We start from the raw sequence: 16,315 nt of genomic DNA, 5'->3' as shown, positions 1-16,315 counted from the left end.
AGAGCGCATAAAACTGCTTACCAGTTGCAAACAATTATAGTTTGATTCGGTGATGTGTGGGGTACTTTGTCCGTTTTAGCGTTAGTCAGGCCAACAACTTTACGAAGTCCCCCACTTGCTTTGTAGCCGGCAAGTGGGGGAGCAAGAAAATGTCTGCCGGTCATTCCAGCACCGCCTGACGCGCTTAAATATTGAATCCATAAATTTGATGTCGGGACGTTCATGTTCATCAGCAAATTCCATTTTGATAACGATTCCGATGATTGCCCCACTTATTTTTTGGGTTTTCAAGTAGATTAATAACAGCTGACAGACTACTTCAAACTGCGTATCCAGTTTTCAATTTCAGGCTGTGTTTTTAAATTTCCATTCACAAATCGGCCGATTTCTTGACCTTCTCGATATGCAATAAAGCTTGGCAATCCCCGAACGTTCAATTCCAAACAAAGCTGTATATTTTCATCACGGTCAACCTTAATAAAACGATACTGAGAAAATTCATGTTCAATTGTCGGTAACTTGGGCCGAATATACTGTCACTCGCGACACCAATCAGCACCAAAATATACAATAAAGTAGCCAGTATCAATCATATTAAAGAATTCAGTTTGAGTTTGTGTTCCAATTTTTTTCATTTTTATCACACCTTTATTTAAAGTAAGCTCTAGTATAATCAGTTTCCCCTGCAGCATGGTACTCAACACCAGCGAGTTTGTGCGTCACCAGGTGCGTTTCACTAACATAATACAGCGGAACTATTCCCATTTGGTTTTGTAATCGGTTAGCCGCCTGACGTAAACTTTGCCAATACTGCTTTTGACTGCTTGTTTGTTTAGCTTTCGTCAATAAATCATCATACGTTTTGTCACTGAACCTACCGCTATTCATACTATTACCCGATTGAAGAACCCCAAGATAGTTGACCGGATCAGCAAAATCAGCTAACCAATACCACTGACTGAGCCCGAATTGACCATCGCTTTTCAAATTCTGTAATCCCTTGTCAGGAACGTTTTTCGTACTAACCTTTACCCGACTCAAGTGTTGTTGCACTTGCTGTTGAACAAATTGAGCCACATTTTTGGTCACATCTTGGTCATCACCCACCAATGTTAGTTGCACCGTTCCCTTCACCTTAGTTTCTTTCAATCCCGCGGCCCACAAGCGCTTGGCTTTAGCAATATTCACTTTCGTCGAAGTGCTGGTTTCTGCACTAAAGTCGCGCTTGGTCGTCGGATCGACCGCCGTACCCGGACTTACGAAACTCGAGGCGGGCTTTGAACCGTCGGCCAAGACGGTCTTGGTAAGTTGCTGTCGATTAATCACCAACGAGAGGGCCTGACGCAATTTTCGGTTTTCTAACGGTTGTCCCGCCCGTTGATTTACTTGCAAATAATAAGTCCATGCGCGGTCAACATGTTTGACGGCTGTATCATGTTGCAGACTTTTAGCCGTCACACCGGAAATAGTCGCATCATCTAGTTTGCCGTCCTCGAATAAATTATGCGCTGTGTTGGCATCCTTAACCGTTTGATATCGGATCTGCTTAAGATGAATTGCTTTCTGATCCCAATAGTAGCGATTACGCTTCAGAAGATAAGTATCGTTTGAACCCGTCCAACTTGCAACTTTGAAAGCACCATTAGAAACCGTCGTTGATGCACTGGTGCCATATCTGGAAGTTCCAACCTTAGTCACAAATTTCTGATCCTGAGGCAGAAACACCGGAACCGTAACCAGTTTATTGAAAGCTGCAATTGGATGATCCAGCGTTATTTTTAAAGTTCGTTTCCCAGTCGCCTTAATTCCCAAACTCCGATAACTTTTTTAACCACTATTGATTGCATCAGCATTCTTAATACCGCTAAAGATGTACGTGTACACGGGCTTATTAGCCGGATTCATGGCTCGTTTCCACGCATACTCAAAATCACTCGCCACGACCGGATCCCCATTGCTCCATTTAGCAGATTTACGGATATGAAAAACATACACTGTACCATGGTGCACTGGCTTGACCATCTTTGTCGCCATCGCCGGTACTGGCTGATCCTGACTGTTTAACCGATAAAGTCCTTCCGTTGTATTTACTAATGTATTAAATTCTGGCAAAGTTGCTTGATTGGTACTATCAAGTGTTGTCAGTGTTGCCGTTTGCATCAAGTTTAAAGTTCGACTGTGATGCGTTGCTGAACTGGTTGCACGACCACAACCAACTAGTAATAAAATCATGCCACTGATGGTTATTCCAAATCCCAAGTACTTCTTTCTCATAACGATGTCCTCCAACTAAAAAAATAATCCCGTCCTTAACTAACATAAGGACGAGATTTCCCGCGGTACCACCTTTGAGTTGAGCCAACAGTCAAACGTGGCTCCACTTATAAGTGGTCTATAACGGCACCACCCGCAGCTTTTGCTTGCACAAAAACCATGCTCCGAGCTCATCTTCACCAGCACTAAATTCACATGCTTTCACTATCCATGGTCGCTTCAAATTTATTAACTAGCTACTCTTCTCATCATCACTTAATTTTTATAATCCAATATTAATATTAATCCATTAAAAATGCAATGACTTTTTCTGACAATCAAGACTCAATCAACGTCACTTGTCCGCCAACATGCCGAACTAAATCCAACGTATTTCGTCAAAAGCAATCCACTTTGAGCAAACGACACTTTGTTTCCTGAAATTTTATGTAAATATGCGATAATGGAACTTAACAATTCAAACTCAGGGGGAAACTTTCATGAAGTTACTACATACAGCGGATTGGCACATCGGCCGGACGCTTAATGGTTATTCTTTGCTTGATGAACAGGAAGCAGCGTTCAAGCAGATCCTCGCGATTGCATTGGCTGAAAAAGTTGACGGTATCGTGATTGCTGGGGATATCTACGACCGGGCCGTGCCAAGTACCGATGCGGTCACTTCACTCGACCACATGCTGCAGGCTATTAATATCGAGCATCACTTACCAATCTATGCCATTGCTGGCAACCATGATGGCGCCAAGCGTCTCAACTATGGTCGTGAATGGCTAGCCTATAATAACTTTCATATCAATACGTTACTAGCCGAGGCCTTCACGCCCATCGAGACCCCAACGGCACAAATCTTTATGTTACCGTTTTTTGACCCTATTGACGCGCGGGTCTACTATCAGCAACAAGGTTTGCCTGAAAAGCAGGTCAAGGCGATTCACACCATTCACGATGCGATGCAACGCGTGATTAGTGACCTCGTTGCCACCTTTGATCCTGCAAAACGGCATTTGTTGATTACCCATTTTACCGTTACACCCAAAGCGGATGACGACTTGGAACTGACTAGTGAAACGACTTCCAAAGTGGGCGGCTTGGCGACGCTGACCACCGATTTATTCGCAGACTTCGACTACGTGATGCTGGGCCATATTCACACTCGCTTAGCCTCACCCGACAAAGATTGCATTCGCTATTCGGGCAGTCCCGTCAAATTCAACGTCAAGGAAGTCAACCCTAAGTTCCATGGCAAAGGTGTTGAGATCGTGACAATCACACCCACTGCGATCACCCATGAATTCAAACCAATTCAGCCGCAAACTGACTTGGTTACGTTGCGTGCGCCTTGGGAAACGTTACTTGATCCCAACTTTTATCAGCAACAGCCGTTAAAGCAAGCATGGTTCGCGATTACCGTCCAAGAATTCGACCGTAGTAAGCATCTGAACGTCCGGGCACAGCTTGAACAAATCTACGGCACGATTGTCGAACTGGACTACGAATCGAACCACCAAGCCACCGCCATCAGTGGCCCCAAAAACATGAACGAACTGAGTCCTGATGCAATTGTTGGGCAGTTTTTCCACGCGATTACTGGTAAACAACTCTCAACGACACAACAACAACTCGTCGACCAGATTTTTGTCAACTTAAGAAAAGAGGATTAGCCGTGAAACCCGTTTATTTAGCCATGAACTATTTTGGCCCCCACGAACATTCAATTATTGATTTTAGCAAGCTAGAAAGTACGCCGATTTTTCTGATTAGTGGTGATACTGGGGCCGGTAAGTCAACTATTTTCGACGCCATGACTTTTGCCCTCTTTGGCAGTACGACGAATGATGGGACGGATGGTCGGGCAGCCAAAGAGATGCGCAGCCAGTTTGCCCCCGCCGACCAACCGACAAGCGTCACCTTCTACTTTGAGCAAGGCAATCAACTCTATAAGATTGCGCGCTCCCCTGAGCAATACTTAGCTAAGAAAAAGGGTTCTGGACTGACGAAAAAGAATAGTACGGCCAAATTAGCTGTCGTTGATCACGTTGGTGGCGTGGAGATTGAGAGCATTGCAACCAAACCGGCCGACGTTGGTCCCGAGATCACGACCATCTTGAATTTGACTGCCGATCAATTTAAAAAAATCATTCTACTCCCCCAAAATGACTTTTCGGAATTCTTAAAGTCAAAAACGACTGACAAGGAAAAAATTCTTAAAAAGATTTTTGGAACGCAACTTTATTCAGACTTTACTGCGGAACTTAAAGCGGAGTATCAAACCGCCAGCAAGACTGGTGATCAGTTTGTCGCCGATTTGCGGGTCGCACTAGCCTCAGCAACTTGGAATGATGAGGAACAGGCTCAACTTCAAGCAGTTCCGGACAATCAAAAAATTCCACTACTACGAGCATTTGTTACGACGCGTCAAAGTGCTTTTGACCAAGCACAGCAAACGACTAGTAAAATCAATCGGTCTGTTAAAGCGGCCGAAACGACCTACCAGCAAGCACGCGATCGCCAACAACAATTTGACCGGCTCACACAGGCGCAAGCTGATTATCAAACTAAAGTTGAAGAACAAACACCGGCAATTACCATAGCCAAGCAACAGTTGCACGCGTTAACTTGGGCCCAGCCCCTACAAGCCACCATGCAAGCCCTCACTCAACAAACACGTGACCAAAAGCAATTGACACTTGACCAGCAAGCAGCTATGGATAACGTGCAACAAGCGCAGGACGACTATCGCCAAGCGCAAGCTGCAGTTCAACAATTACATGACCAAAGTGAAGCTAACCATCAGCACCAGCAGCGCTTGGAACAATTGGCCACGTTGATTCCACAAGCGCAACGCGTTGAAAGTCTCATCGCACAGCTCGCAAAGCTCAAGCCGAGTGTCGCTGATCTGAAGGCGACTTTTGAACAGCACCAAACCGTAATAAAGACATTAACAGCCAAAATCACCACCCAACAAGCGAACTTGCCATCTATTGATGACTTACACGCCACTAAAGATTTGCTGATTAAACAACGAGAACAGTTCGTCGACACCCTGACACCACTTGATAGTCAATGGCGAGGTGCGCAACAAGAACAGCAGCGCGTCACCAAGCAACTGACTGATTTACGGGCGCAGCTTGCCCGCGATGAACAGAATCAGCACAATGCGCAAGTCCAATTTGAACAACAACGTGGTCAACGCCAAAGCTTAATGATTGCCCAATTACAACAAGAACTCGTTGACGGCCAGCCCTGCGTGGTCTGTGGATCAACCGATCATTCACAGATGCCGGTCACAACCATCGTTGCAAATGAAGCTGACTTACGACAATCCATGCAAGCCGTTGACGACGCTCAAAACGCGCTGGCGGCAGCCAACAAGCAAGTGGAAGCAACTCAACAACGTGTCGAACAGGCTGAAACAGAAGTTGACCAGGCTACGCAGCAAGTAACCACCGCCCAAACGCAACTAACTTCAACTTACCAACAGTTGATTGAAACCAACGGACTAGCACTAAAGTCACCCTACGATTTGACCGCAGTCAGGGCTTTTTTCGCTGGGCAACTCGCCACAATTACGAAGAAGCTTGAGGCAGCCCAACGAGTGGTTCAAGCTATTGAGAAATATACTGCTGAACTGGAAGCACAACAAAAACAGGCCCAACAAACGGAGTTACAGTTAGGCGAACAACGGGCCTTATTGCGCAATAAAACAGCCGATTTGACGGTAGCTCAGGCAGCCATTGGTACGGACTTACAAGTCACAAGCGCTGACCTGCTGGCCGAAAAAGCGCATCTCAATCAGATCGTCGCGACCTACCAACAACGCCTAGAGGCCGCCCAAGCCACCGTTCAAATCAGTCAACTTACTTTATCAAAACATCAAACTAAGCTCGATGATTTAAACGACCGGTTGAAGACAACACAGGCCACGCGCACGCAGCTTGAGCAAACAATCGCACAGGCCTTAGCTGCTCCAGAAGCACCGACTCATGACCAAACCGTACTTGAAAATTGGTTAGAAGAACTCGCCAATGGTCGACTGACCGCCCTGCAAGTCCAAATTGCCACCTATCGGCAAGACAAGGAGCGTCTGACAACCGAAATCAAGCAACTGCAAACCGCCTTAACGAACGTTGAACGACCGAATATTACGGGCATCCAAGCTCAGCTGGCCGACCTGCAAGCTCATAAGGATCGAGCACTGCAATCCCAAACCGTGGCGGAACAAGCCTTAACCGACGCGCAAAGTTGTCTCGAAAAAGTCCAACAAATCATGCACCAGCAAGGCACATTTGCAAAGCGGTTCGCCGAAATTACAAGCCTGTATAATATCATGACTGGTAAAGATGGCAACGATCACAAGCTCAAGTTAGAGACCTACGTTGTCCAAAACTACTTGCAACGCGTCTTAAACTACGCCAATGATCACTTTATCAACCTGCTTTCCAATAACCGCTACACATTTGAACTAGCTGCCGAAGCGAGTGATAACCGCAGTGACCATGGCCTCGATATCAATGTTTACGATAATGAGACCGGCAACTCGCGTTCATCCAACACGTTGTCTGGTGGTGAAACCTTCATTGCTGCTCTGTCGATTGCACTCTCGCTCAGTGAGGTCGTTCAATCTTCGGCTAATGGCGTCCAAATCGACGCACTATTTGTCGACGAAGGCTTCGGCTCCCTGGATGATGAAACTTTGGAAAAAGCGATGCAGGCACTCGAAACAATTGGTGAAAACCGAATGGTCGGTGTTATCAGTCACATTGAATCAATGAAACGAACGATTGGCCAACAAGTTCTCATCAAAAAGATGGGGGATGGCCGCAGTACCGTGCGGTTGATCAGTAAATAGCCGCCGAAAACAACCGCAGTACATGACTAACAAGGTCCAAAAAACAGCGACACAAAAAACGGCGGCCGTCATTCAGCAATTATGCTGGATGACGGCCGCTGTTTTTGCGAACCATCCCAATTAATCAGACCGGATTAAAAGAAAATACCCAGGATCAGTCCAAGTAATTGCATGCCTTGAAACATCATCAAATTTTGTGGTGCCGTATTAAAGGTGGTTTCTTTCACTTGCACCGCGTTAAAGGCCCGAATATTCTTCAAAATTTTTGGTAAAACGAGCAACACTGCCAGCTGATAAATCGGTAGTATTTGTAAAACAACACTCATCAGCACTGGCAAATAACCTAACAGCGCTAGCGTATCGTAGACCCGTAGTGACCAACGATGACCAATATAGTATGGAACCGTATAACGTTCATTGCGAATATCCTGTTGTAAATCTGAAATATTATCAGCTAACATGATATTCGCAACCAAGAAAATCCCTGGTAGCCCCACTAAAATCATGACCAATATGTTCTCTAAGTTCCCCACAATCGCAAACTGCGGCCAAGCAAACTTAAAGCCCGCCAGTACGGGGGTCGCGACGTTCATATAAACACTCAGAAAGAAAACGCCAAATCCTTCGACACATCCTGACAGTAATTCACCCAACGGGAAGCGCGAAAACGGCACCGGGCCATAGGTATAGAAGATAGCCACACCAATCGCTGCAGCGCCCATGAACAGTAACAATAGGTTTGTTCTGACGACTAGCACTAATCCTAAAATAATTGCAGTTGCTAACATCGCTAGCATCAAATTCAATGATCGTCGTGGTGACAGGTGCTCACGGCCAACAATGTTATAAGTATCCCGATAATGTAAATCCTTAGCCAAGTAGTAATCCTGCACGTTATTAAACCCCGTCACAAACAATGCAATCGCTACTTGTGCAACTAAGTAAATTAACGAATTGATCCAATTAAACGCATGAAAATAATAGATTGAAAATAAAACACCAATAAAATACGGCACCACACTAGCTGCCTTGGCATTTAGCCGAATGAATTCCAAAAAAATTTTGAACGTCATTGGCCGATAAGTTGGTTCGTTCGTCAACAACTTCGCCCCCTGATTAAATTAACTACTCTTCCACTATACCAAAAAAGGTTACTTGTGAAAATGGTTTCATGATGAACATACCAACAAATATCGGTCAGCTTAAATATATTTCGAGTCGGATCAATCTGAATCAGGATTAAACCCAGCCTGCTGGTGTACAACCTATTCGTCGTTTAATCAGCATCTTACTGCGCCCTATCGAACTGTCAGTCGATGCTCAATATTGATCCAGGCCTCCCTCAAAATCACGATATGATCCCATAGGCCGCGGCTTTAAAATTCATTACAGCGCAATTATCCATACTGAAAACGCACATTCAAGTTAAATTAACTTGAATGTGCGTTTTAAATTCATCAATGATTCGATTACCTAGTGGTCGTGCTCATGATCATCCAAGGGCGCTTCATCTTCATCACGAGTAGCTGGTCGGATTCCGGCTGGCAGTTCCGACTTGGCAATCTTTTCAACATCATTCGTTTCAGCCTCGGCCTTAGCTAAGAGCTTCGCGTCCCGTAGAATCGGTAACTGGAACCGAAAGATCGAGCCTTGGCCCACCACAGATTCAACACTAATATGACCATGGTAACCTTCAACTAACCGTTGCGCAATGGATAATCCTAACCCGTTACCACCCTTATCACGGCTACGCGCCTTATCAACCCGATAAAAACGGTTGAAAACTCGATCGAGATTGTCCTTAGAAATACCCTCGCCAAAGTCTTGGACGGCGACTTCAATGTAGCGATAATCCGTGGATAATGATAAATGGATTTCTTTACGTCGTGTCGAGTACTTGACCGCATTATCCAATAAAATAATCAGAATTTGCTCGAGGTGATTACGGTAAATCTGAGCATACACCGGCTTTTTAACATCATCATCAAACGTAAAATGAAAGTCGGGATGAATCATCGTAAAATCGTTAAATGCTTGCGTCACTAACTTCTGAACGTCCGACGTCTCATGGCTAAAATTGATTTCCAATTGTTCAGCACGCGATAAGTCCAACATTTCTTGAACTAAGCTCTGCATTCGCTTGGTTTCTGACAAACTAGCCGCCAATGATTCCGACAACACTTGTGGATCATCCTTGCCCCATCGATTCAGCAACTCCATATGGCCCTGGATAATGGCCACCGGGGTCCGTAATTCATGGGAAACGTCTTCAACAAATTGCTGCTGTTGATTAATATAGCGTTGCATCTGATCAAGCATATCATTGAATACGACTGCTAAATCCGACAATTCATCATTGCGTTTAAGATCGGGCACTCGCGAGTCAGTTTGCGGATCATCATTGACCGCATTAATCGTCTGTTTGATTTTACGCATTGGCCGTAATAGAAACGCAGCTAAGAAATAGCCCAGTAGCGTGGCACCAAAAATAGTGATCATTGTCATCACAATAAAGATCCAGATCAAATTCTGAGTCGTTGAATGGTATTCCGCCAAATTATCGGTGACCTGGGTGTAACCAATCAAACGGTGATTGCTAGCCGCATAAATGGGCGCCCGCCCAACTAATTCAGCATCACTTCCTCGGCCAATCACCACCACCTGACGCGTCTTATTCTTAGAGAACTCATGTGCATCCTTGCGGGATAGATAGAGTGTGTTCCCATGTGGATCATAAACCGTCACAGCTAAGTTTGTGCGGGATAAGGCTGTTAAATCGGAATCTGAAAAGATTTTACTTTGCAGCACACCATGCTTACGTTCACTCATGGTAGTTGCCGGTTCAACACTCGCTTCGGGTTGCAATTTAGCAGCCACCGACTTAATGGTCAGTCCCTTCGACTCCGTTCGTAACGATTGTTGCACCGTTGTAACAGCACTAGCCACGTTCCGTTGTTCTTGGCGCAATAAGAGGTTCGTGAAACTCTTATAGACCAATAATGAAAAACAAATAAAAATGAGCGCGGACCCAATTGCGGTCCCGAGCGCCCATTTCCATTTTAATGACCAACGGCGCCGTGGTTTAGGCGTCACTTGATTCGTATCAGCGTCAGTCATTAAGAACGAATCACGTATCCAGTCCCACGAACAGTTTGGATGTAACTCTTTTCTCCTGGTCGGTCAATCTTGTTCCGTAAGTAACGGATATAAACGTCGACGACATTCGTTTCAACTTCTGATTCGTAGCCCCATACTTTGTTTAATAAGACATCGCGCGCGAGGACAACGTTAATATTTTCCATCAAAGTTAATAACAGTTCATATTCACGTTTTGTCAAGTTGATCACTTCGTCACCACGTTTAACGACTAAGTTTTCCTTTTCAATCGTTAAATCTTTGTAAGTAACGGTCGTTTGTTTAGTGCTCTGTTGTTCACTTTCCAAATCGATCCGCCGTAGTAACGCCCGCAAACGTGCGAGTAGTTCTTCAATGGCAAACGGCTTAACGATGTAATCATCCGCACCATGATCCAAGCCGGAAACTCGGTCAATCACGGAGTCACGGGCCGTCATCATAATGATTGGCGTGTTCTTGACTTCACGAACCCGCCGGCAGACTTCCAAACCGTTCAGTTCTGGTAACATCAGGTCTAATAGGATGGCATCAAAATCTTCAGCTAACGCTGCGTCTAACCCTTTACGGCCGTTATATTCGACTTGAATATCATAGCCTTCGTGTTTTAATTCTAATTCAACGAAGCGTGCGAGGTTTTTTTCATCCTCAATAATTAATATTCGACTCATTTACTTTTAGTCACTCCTAATATTCAACTTATCTAAAAACCGTACGAATCAGTGATTTATCACCACTAACCTGCATTAAGCTAGTACAACATGTTATTTTAACATGAAAACGCTGAATTTCCTACACCCCAACCAGGGTCTGCTCCTCACCCAAATCTAATTTTAGTGAATTCTCATTAAATTGCAATCTTTATGTCTCATCATCTGACGGTTCGGTTTGCGGATGTTGCTGGTGCCACTGGCGAATAGCAGCTAGACGCTGTTGCCAGGCTTTCTCCTGTCCCTGGCTAGTCGGCTCATAGTACCGGTGCTGTTTTAACTCAGGTGGCATCGTCGTCATCGTGGTTAATTTGGCCGCTGTATCATGGGCATATTGGTAATCAGAACCATAACCTAAATCTTTCATTAATTTTGTCGGTGCGTTGCGAATCTGTAACGGTACTGGCAAATTTCCAGTCGCTTTGATATCTGCTTGGGCTGCCGATTTAGCGGCATATAACGCATTCGACTTCGGAGCTAAGGCTAAGTAAGTCACTGCTTCAGTCAAATTCACGTCACACTCCGGCATACCGATCAACTGGCACGCTTGAAAGACCGCTACCGTTAGCGGTAATGCCTGCCGGTCAGCGAGCCCAATATCTTCACTCGCAAACCGAATCAAACGCCGCGCAATGTACAACGGATCTTCACCACCAGCGAGCATCCGCATCAACCAGTATATCGCCGCGTCAACATCACTGTTACGCATCGATTTATGTAATGCAGAAATAATATTATAATGCTCCTCGCCATGCTTATCATAACGCAATGACTTAGTATTGATCAGTTGCGATAAACCGGCCGTGGTAATCGTAACGTGCTTGCCATCACGGTCACCGTTCAAAACAGCCATTTCCAACGTATTGAGCGCCATGCGGGCATCACCATTGGCAAACTCGGCAATCAACCGTAGCGTATCCGGTTGCATCGTAATCTCTAAATCTGGAAACCCCTTCGGATTCTGTAACGCACCCTGCAAGACAGCTTCTAACGCTTCAGGCGTCAATGCCTTCAAGACTAACACTTTACACCGTGACAATAGCGCCGCGTTAATTTCAAATGAGGGATTTTCCGTCGTCGCACCAATTAACGTGATACTGCCGCGCTCAACATACGGTAAAAAGGCATCTTGTTGGGCCTTATTAAACCGGTGAATTTCATCAATAAAAACAATGGTCTTTTCACCAAAATCTCGATTAGCCTCCGCTTCATCCATGATTTGCCGAATTTCTTTAATGCCACTCGTCACCGCGCTAAACGTAATAAAGTGCGACTGGGTCTGTTGCGCAATAATTTCGGCCAGCGTGGTCTTACCGACTCCCGGTGGCCCCCAAAAAATCAAGGATGGTAACTGATCTTCTGCGATTAATTGTCGTAATAGTTTACCCGGGCCAAGTAGATGCTCTTGGCCCTTGAAATCCGCCAGCGTCACTGGCCGGACCCGGTAAGCCAACGGACTACTACTAGATTTATCCGGGTTAAATAATGATTCTTGTCGCATGGCGACCCCCACTTTCGCGTTTATTCATTACTCTCAATTTTAACGCAAACGTACGTTCTAATCCACTCAAACCAACGATCATTACCGCACAGCCACCCACAGCACAAAAAAACTGCGCCTAATCACGCGTAACGTCATTAGCCACAGTTTAGTTCATTCAAAATGATTTTATTGTTCTTCGTACCAACTGTAATGGTATAACCCTTCACGGTCAGTCCGTTCATACGTATGCGCACCAAAGTAGTCCCGTTGCGCTTGCAACAAGTTAGCAGGCAATACTTCGGCTCGATATGAGTCGTAGTATGACAATGCCGCACTAAATGATGGTACTGGTACACCGGCTTGGATTGCTAAGCTAAGCACTTCACGTGTTGATTGTTGATACTTAGCAGCAATGTCAGCAAAGTAGTCGTCCATCAATAAGTTATTTAAATCAGGCTTCTTATCAAAAGCATCCGTGATGTTTTGTAAGAATTGGGCCCGGATGATGCAGCCTGCACGCCAGATTTGGGCAAGTTCACCGAACTTCAAGTCCCAACCATAATGTTCAGAAGCGAACCGAAGTTGTTCGAAGCCTTGCGCATAACTCATAATCTTGCTGAAGTAGAGGGCTTGACGAATCTTCTCAACCAATTCTTCCTTGGCTGGCAAGTCAACGTCAGCGGTTGGGCCAGCTAATTTCTTAGAAGCGGCAACCCGTTCGTTCTTCATCATTGAGATGTAACGCGCATAGACCGCTTCCGTAATAACGGATTGTGGCACTTGAACGTTCAAGGCATCTTCGGAACTCCACTTACCAGTTCCTTTGTTGTTCCCACGGTCTAAGATCATGTCAACGATTGGCTTAGTCTTATCCGCACCTAAATCATCCTTACGTGACAAAATGTCAGCGGTGATTTCGATCAAGTAACTGCTCAATTCGCCCTTGTTCCAGTCCGTGAAAATATCGGACATTTCATCAACGGACAAGCCTGCGACGTTGCGCATGATATTGTATGATTCATCGATTAACTCTTCATCACCGTATTCAATCCCGTTGTGGACCATCTTAACGTAGTGACCAGCACCGTTCGGGCCGATGTAAGTCACACATGGTGCACCGTCTTGAGGCGCTTTAGCAGAAATCTTTTCCAAGATTGGGGCAACTAAATCATAAGCTTCCTTTTGACCACCAGGCATCAATGAAGGGCCTTGTAAGGCACCTAATTCACCACCGGAAACACCCATACCAATAAAGTTGATTCCGGATTTATCTAAGCGGGCGTTACGCGCCATCGTGTCATTAAAGTTGGTGTTCCCACCATCAATCAAGACATCGCCTTTATCTAATAGTGGTAATAATTCATCGATAACGGCATCGGTTGGCTTACCAGCCTTAACCATCATGATAATCCGTCGTGGCGTTTCAAGTGAAGCCACGAAGTCTTCGATCTTATAACTTGGTACTAATTGCTTGTCAGCATGGTCCTTAACGACCTTTTCAGTTTTGGCACCAGTCCGATTAAAAATCGCAACCTTGTAGCCGCGGCTTTCGATGTTCAACGCCAGGTTCTTACCCATGACGGCCATCCCAATGACACCAATTTGTGGTTTTTCATTACTCATTAGTTTATTGCCTCCCAATTTTTAATACGCAACTATCGTACCAAAAAACACGCTGTTAATAAAGTAAATGACCGCAGATTTTAAAATTAATTTCATATAATTTATCTTGGAAAGAAATTAATTTTCATAGGACCATCCAAAAAGGTTACTTACCTTTCAAACAGCACCAACTGACAAAGTTAAAAACACCGTGCTAGGCTTACAGTAAAATAAACGGATAACCTTCATAGATCGGTTCGTGGTGTTTAGGCTAGTGTCCTCATTGTTATTCTGACGTTCCGCACTTTTTTTATTCGTACATGCCCGCTGGTGGCCACTTTTACCAGAGAGACACCCTAGCACCACTAATCCTGACCAGCAGTCCAATTCAAGATGTGTAAGGAGGCCCCTAATCATGTCGATCCAACGACTGCCAGATTGGCATCAAATTGAACAGCCCGTTGTCATTTCGCTTAAAACGGCCCGTCACCATCTCTGGGGCAACGTGGCCGTTTATTTGGGCCTATTTATTATCGAGCTTCTAGGGGCACGCTGGGGCCACTCACAGGCCCTGCGTGCGGATGCCGTTAATAATTTATCTGGAATTTTTTCGACCGGGCTACTCATGACTGGTCTATTCATCGCCAGTCGCACGCACGATGACGATTTATTTGGCGCACCCATCGCACCCGCGGAGCAGCAGCAATTAGGACCCCGAATCCAGCAATCCCGCTTTCGTTTTGAGACGATTTTTAATTTACTAGCCGGCACCATCATGGCTGCCATTGGAATCGACATTATTATCAAAGGCGTAATGACATTCGCCACCCGTACCCTCTTCAAAAGCCTCAGCAGCATCGCCGGCTGGGCCGCCGGGTTTTCCTTCGTCGTGTTACTGGTCCTATGGGCGTTTAATCATTACTGGAGTCGCAAACTTAACAATGCAGCCCTGATCGCAGCGAGCCGTGATACCTTCACGGATGCGTTGACCAGTCTGACTACCGTGCTTACGATCCTCGTCACGGTCAAACTCCACCTTCAGTGGTTCGATAACCTGATCAGTATCGGCTTAGGGCTATACATCCTCAATACTGGTACCAAAATTTTTCGAGAAAGTAGTCTGAACCTAGTTGACTATTTCGACCCTTACCTTGAAGATCGCTATCAACGCCGAATTGCTGATTTAACGAGTGTCCGCAAAGTCATTTTTCTCAAGGCTCATTATGATAGTAATCTCATCATGCTGCGAGCCACGATCGGTGTGCCACCTCAGATGACGGCGATTGAAATCACACGTCTGATCGAAACCATCAATCAAATCATGTGGCAAGAATTCGGTGTGATGGAAACGGACGTGATGATTACGACTAACTATTGATCAAATCGGCGTTTTATACTCAACCCCTGTGTTTGACCGACTCGCTGATTAAAAGAGGAATGGCTGCTGGCCATTTCAAGACTAGCTGCTGATAAAGTGAGGACACCGCCCCTTTTCACCAGCAACCACTCCACACTAATCGTCGTGTTCAGTTTCCAAAATGCTGCCTTCGTAAGCATCAATCTTAACATCGACTTGTTGCTTTCCTTGATGTACCTGGACTTCCCAATAAGTCGTGTCGTTATCCTTATCGAGCTTAAGCTCGCTGGCATAGCCGCCATTGCGATCATGGACGGCAATCGCCACCGCTTTGCTAGGACTGATTACCTTGTTCAGATTCAGCCGGTCACGCTCAGCGTCAGCTTGGTCATCTTGATCCAGCATTTCGGACTTCTTACTGATGACCTTCCCGGTTCGCCCATTGAGCTGTAATTCATGCTCCTGGGTGCCACCAACGCCTTCCAGCGTATAAACTGGACGGCCGAGTTGGTCCTCCAACTCAATACTCGTCACGCTGGCGTTCGGAAATTGCTGTTGAAACTTTTTGATGGCTGCGGTTAAGGACACTTTTGTTGTGGCCGTCACACTTTTAGTCGAACTACTTTGCGTGCTGGTCGATTGACTGGTCGTCTTGCCCTGGGACGACTGTCGGGTCCCACATCCAGCTAACAGGGCCACGCTTAACAGCGCCAACCCGATACCATATCGTTTATTCATCATCTCCATAACCCCCTTGTCGCTGCGTCAGTAACAATCGTCATGGGGCTGCGCCCATATTAATAGTCATAGTATACGGAACGGGGACGCCCCCTCGCAATCAATATGCAAAGTCTCTAGTTTGACCGCACTGGCGCCTGAATCATGCCTTATTTTGAGAAATGCTGGTC

At 45.5% G+C, this 16,315-nt stretch carries 10 protein-coding genes and 1 pseudogene; 3 read left to right on the top strand and 8 right to left on the bottom strand.

The window, feature by feature from the left end; all coding sequences use genetic code 11:
- Nucleotides 1-314: 314 nt before the first annotated feature.
- Both V7R88_RS05875 and V7R88_RS05870 read right to left on the bottom strand, forming a co-directional pair.
- Nucleotides 315-479: a thioredoxin family protein gene (locus tag V7R88_RS05875; RefSeq protein ID WP_237761837.1), complete on the bottom strand. Its 165-nt coding sequence runs from the start codon at nucleotides 477-479 to the stop codon at nucleotides 315-317.
- 169 nt (nucleotides 480-648) lie between these two features.
- Nucleotides 649-2,022, bottom strand: a pseudogene (locus tag V7R88_RS05870) (peptide ABC transporter substrate-binding protein).
- Between the two features lie 731 nt (nucleotides 2,023-2,753).
- Here V7R88_RS05870 and V7R88_RS05865 point away from each other — a divergent pair.
- Nucleotides 2,754-3,935 (top strand): exonuclease SbcCD subunit D, encoded by a 1,182-nt coding sequence (locus V7R88_RS05865; protein ID WP_057717630.1) that lies wholly within the window; start codon nucleotides 2,754-2,756, stop codon nucleotides 3,933-3,935.
- Between the two features lie 2 nt (nucleotides 3,936-3,937).
- Nucleotides 3,938-7,123, top strand: coding sequence for an AAA family ATPase (locus V7R88_RS05860; RefSeq protein WP_060598917.1), 3,186 nt, complete (start codon nucleotides 3,938-3,940; stop codon nucleotides 7,121-7,123).
- A 134-nt stretch (nucleotides 7,124-7,257) separates the two neighbouring features.
- Here the strand turns inward: V7R88_RS05860 and V7R88_RS05855 are convergent, their stop codons facing one another.
- From V7R88_RS05855 to gndA, 5 genes are all read right to left on the bottom strand, one after another.
- Nucleotides 7,258-8,226 (bottom strand): UbiA family prenyltransferase, encoded by a 969-nt coding sequence (locus V7R88_RS05855; protein WP_072535493.1) that lies wholly within the window; start codon nucleotides 8,224-8,226, stop codon nucleotides 7,258-7,260.
- Between the two features lie 370 nt (nucleotides 8,227-8,596).
- Nucleotides 8,597-10,240 carry a HAMP domain-containing sensor histidine kinase gene (locus V7R88_RS05850; RefSeq protein ID WP_003645182.1) on the bottom strand — a complete coding sequence of 548 codons (1,644 nt, stop codon included), beginning with the start codon at nucleotides 10,238-10,240 and terminating at the stop codon, nucleotides 8,597-8,599.
- Entirely contained in the window at nucleotides 10,240-10,926 is a 687-nt protein-coding gene (locus tag V7R88_RS05845) for a response regulator transcription factor (protein WP_003638551.1), read from the bottom strand. Before V7R88_RS05845 ends, V7R88_RS05850 begins: the two co-directional genes overlap by 1 nt.
- 190 nt (nucleotides 10,927-11,116) lie before the next feature.
- Nucleotides 11,117-12,466 carry a replication-associated recombination protein A gene (locus V7R88_RS05840; RefSeq protein WP_060598915.1) on the bottom strand — a complete coding sequence of 450 codons (1,350 nt, stop codon included), beginning with the start codon at nucleotides 12,464-12,466 and terminating at the stop codon, nucleotides 11,117-11,119.
- A 168-nt stretch (nucleotides 12,467-12,634) separates the two neighbouring features.
- Nucleotides 12,635-14,071 carry an NADP-dependent phosphogluconate dehydrogenase gene (gene gndA, locus V7R88_RS05835; RefSeq protein ID WP_003645183.1) on the bottom strand — a complete coding sequence of 479 codons (1,437 nt, stop codon included), beginning with the start codon at nucleotides 14,069-14,071 and terminating at the stop codon, nucleotides 12,635-12,637.
- A 394-nt stretch (nucleotides 14,072-14,465) separates the two neighbouring features.
- Between gndA and V7R88_RS05830 the strand changes: the two genes are divergently transcribed.
- Nucleotides 14,466-15,428, top strand: a complete 963-nt coding sequence (locus tag V7R88_RS05830; protein WP_060598914.1) for a cation diffusion facilitator family transporter — start codon at nucleotides 14,466-14,468, stop codon at nucleotides 15,426-15,428.
- 135 nt (nucleotides 15,429-15,563) lie between these two features.
- Here V7R88_RS05830 and V7R88_RS05825 read toward each other — a convergent pair whose 3' ends face one another.
- Nucleotides 15,564-16,148, bottom strand: coding sequence for a PepSY domain-containing protein (locus V7R88_RS05825; RefSeq protein ID WP_060598913.1), 585 nt, complete (start codon nucleotides 16,146-16,148; stop codon nucleotides 15,564-15,566).
- Between the last annotated feature and the right edge of the window lie 167 nt (nucleotides 16,149-16,315).

The organism is Lactiplantibacillus argentoratensis, from assembly GCF_037290055.1.
GTDB lineage: Bacteria > Bacillota > Bacilli > Lactobacillales > Lactobacillaceae > Lactiplantibacillus > Lactiplantibacillus plantarum.
Note: the sequence above shows the minus strand (reverse complement) of the source record. Positions and strands in the feature narration are given on the sequence as shown.

What these genes read in the sequence shown, in the direction of transcription:
- V7R88_RS05865 (WP_057717630.1), top strand. Translation starts at nt 2,754, where the DNA reads ATGAAGTTACTACATACAGCGGATTGGCACATCGGCCGGACGCTTAAT.
- V7R88_RS05840 (WP_060598915.1), bottom strand. Translation starts at nt 12,466, where the DNA reads ATGCGACAAGAATCATTATTTAACCCGGATAAATCTAGTAGTAGTCCG.
- gndA (WP_003645183.1), bottom strand. Translation starts at nt 14,071, where the DNA reads ATGAGTAATGAAAAACCACAAATTGGTGTCATTGGGATGGCCGTCATG.
- V7R88_RS05845 (WP_003638551.1), bottom strand. Translation starts at nt 10,926, where the DNA reads ATGAGTCGAATATTAATTATTGAGGATGAAAAAAACCTCGCACGCTTC.
- V7R88_RS05825 (WP_060598913.1), bottom strand. Translation starts at nt 16,148, where the DNA reads ATGATGAATAAACGATATGGTATCGGGTTGGCGCTGTTAAGCGTGGCC.
- V7R88_RS05850 (WP_003645182.1), bottom strand. Translation starts at nt 10,240, where the DNA reads ATGACTGACGCTGATACGAATCAAGTGACGCCTAAACCACGGCGCCGT.
- V7R88_RS05830 (WP_060598914.1), top strand. Translation starts at nt 14,466, where the DNA reads ATGTCGATCCAACGACTGCCAGATTGGCATCAAATTGAACAGCCCGTT.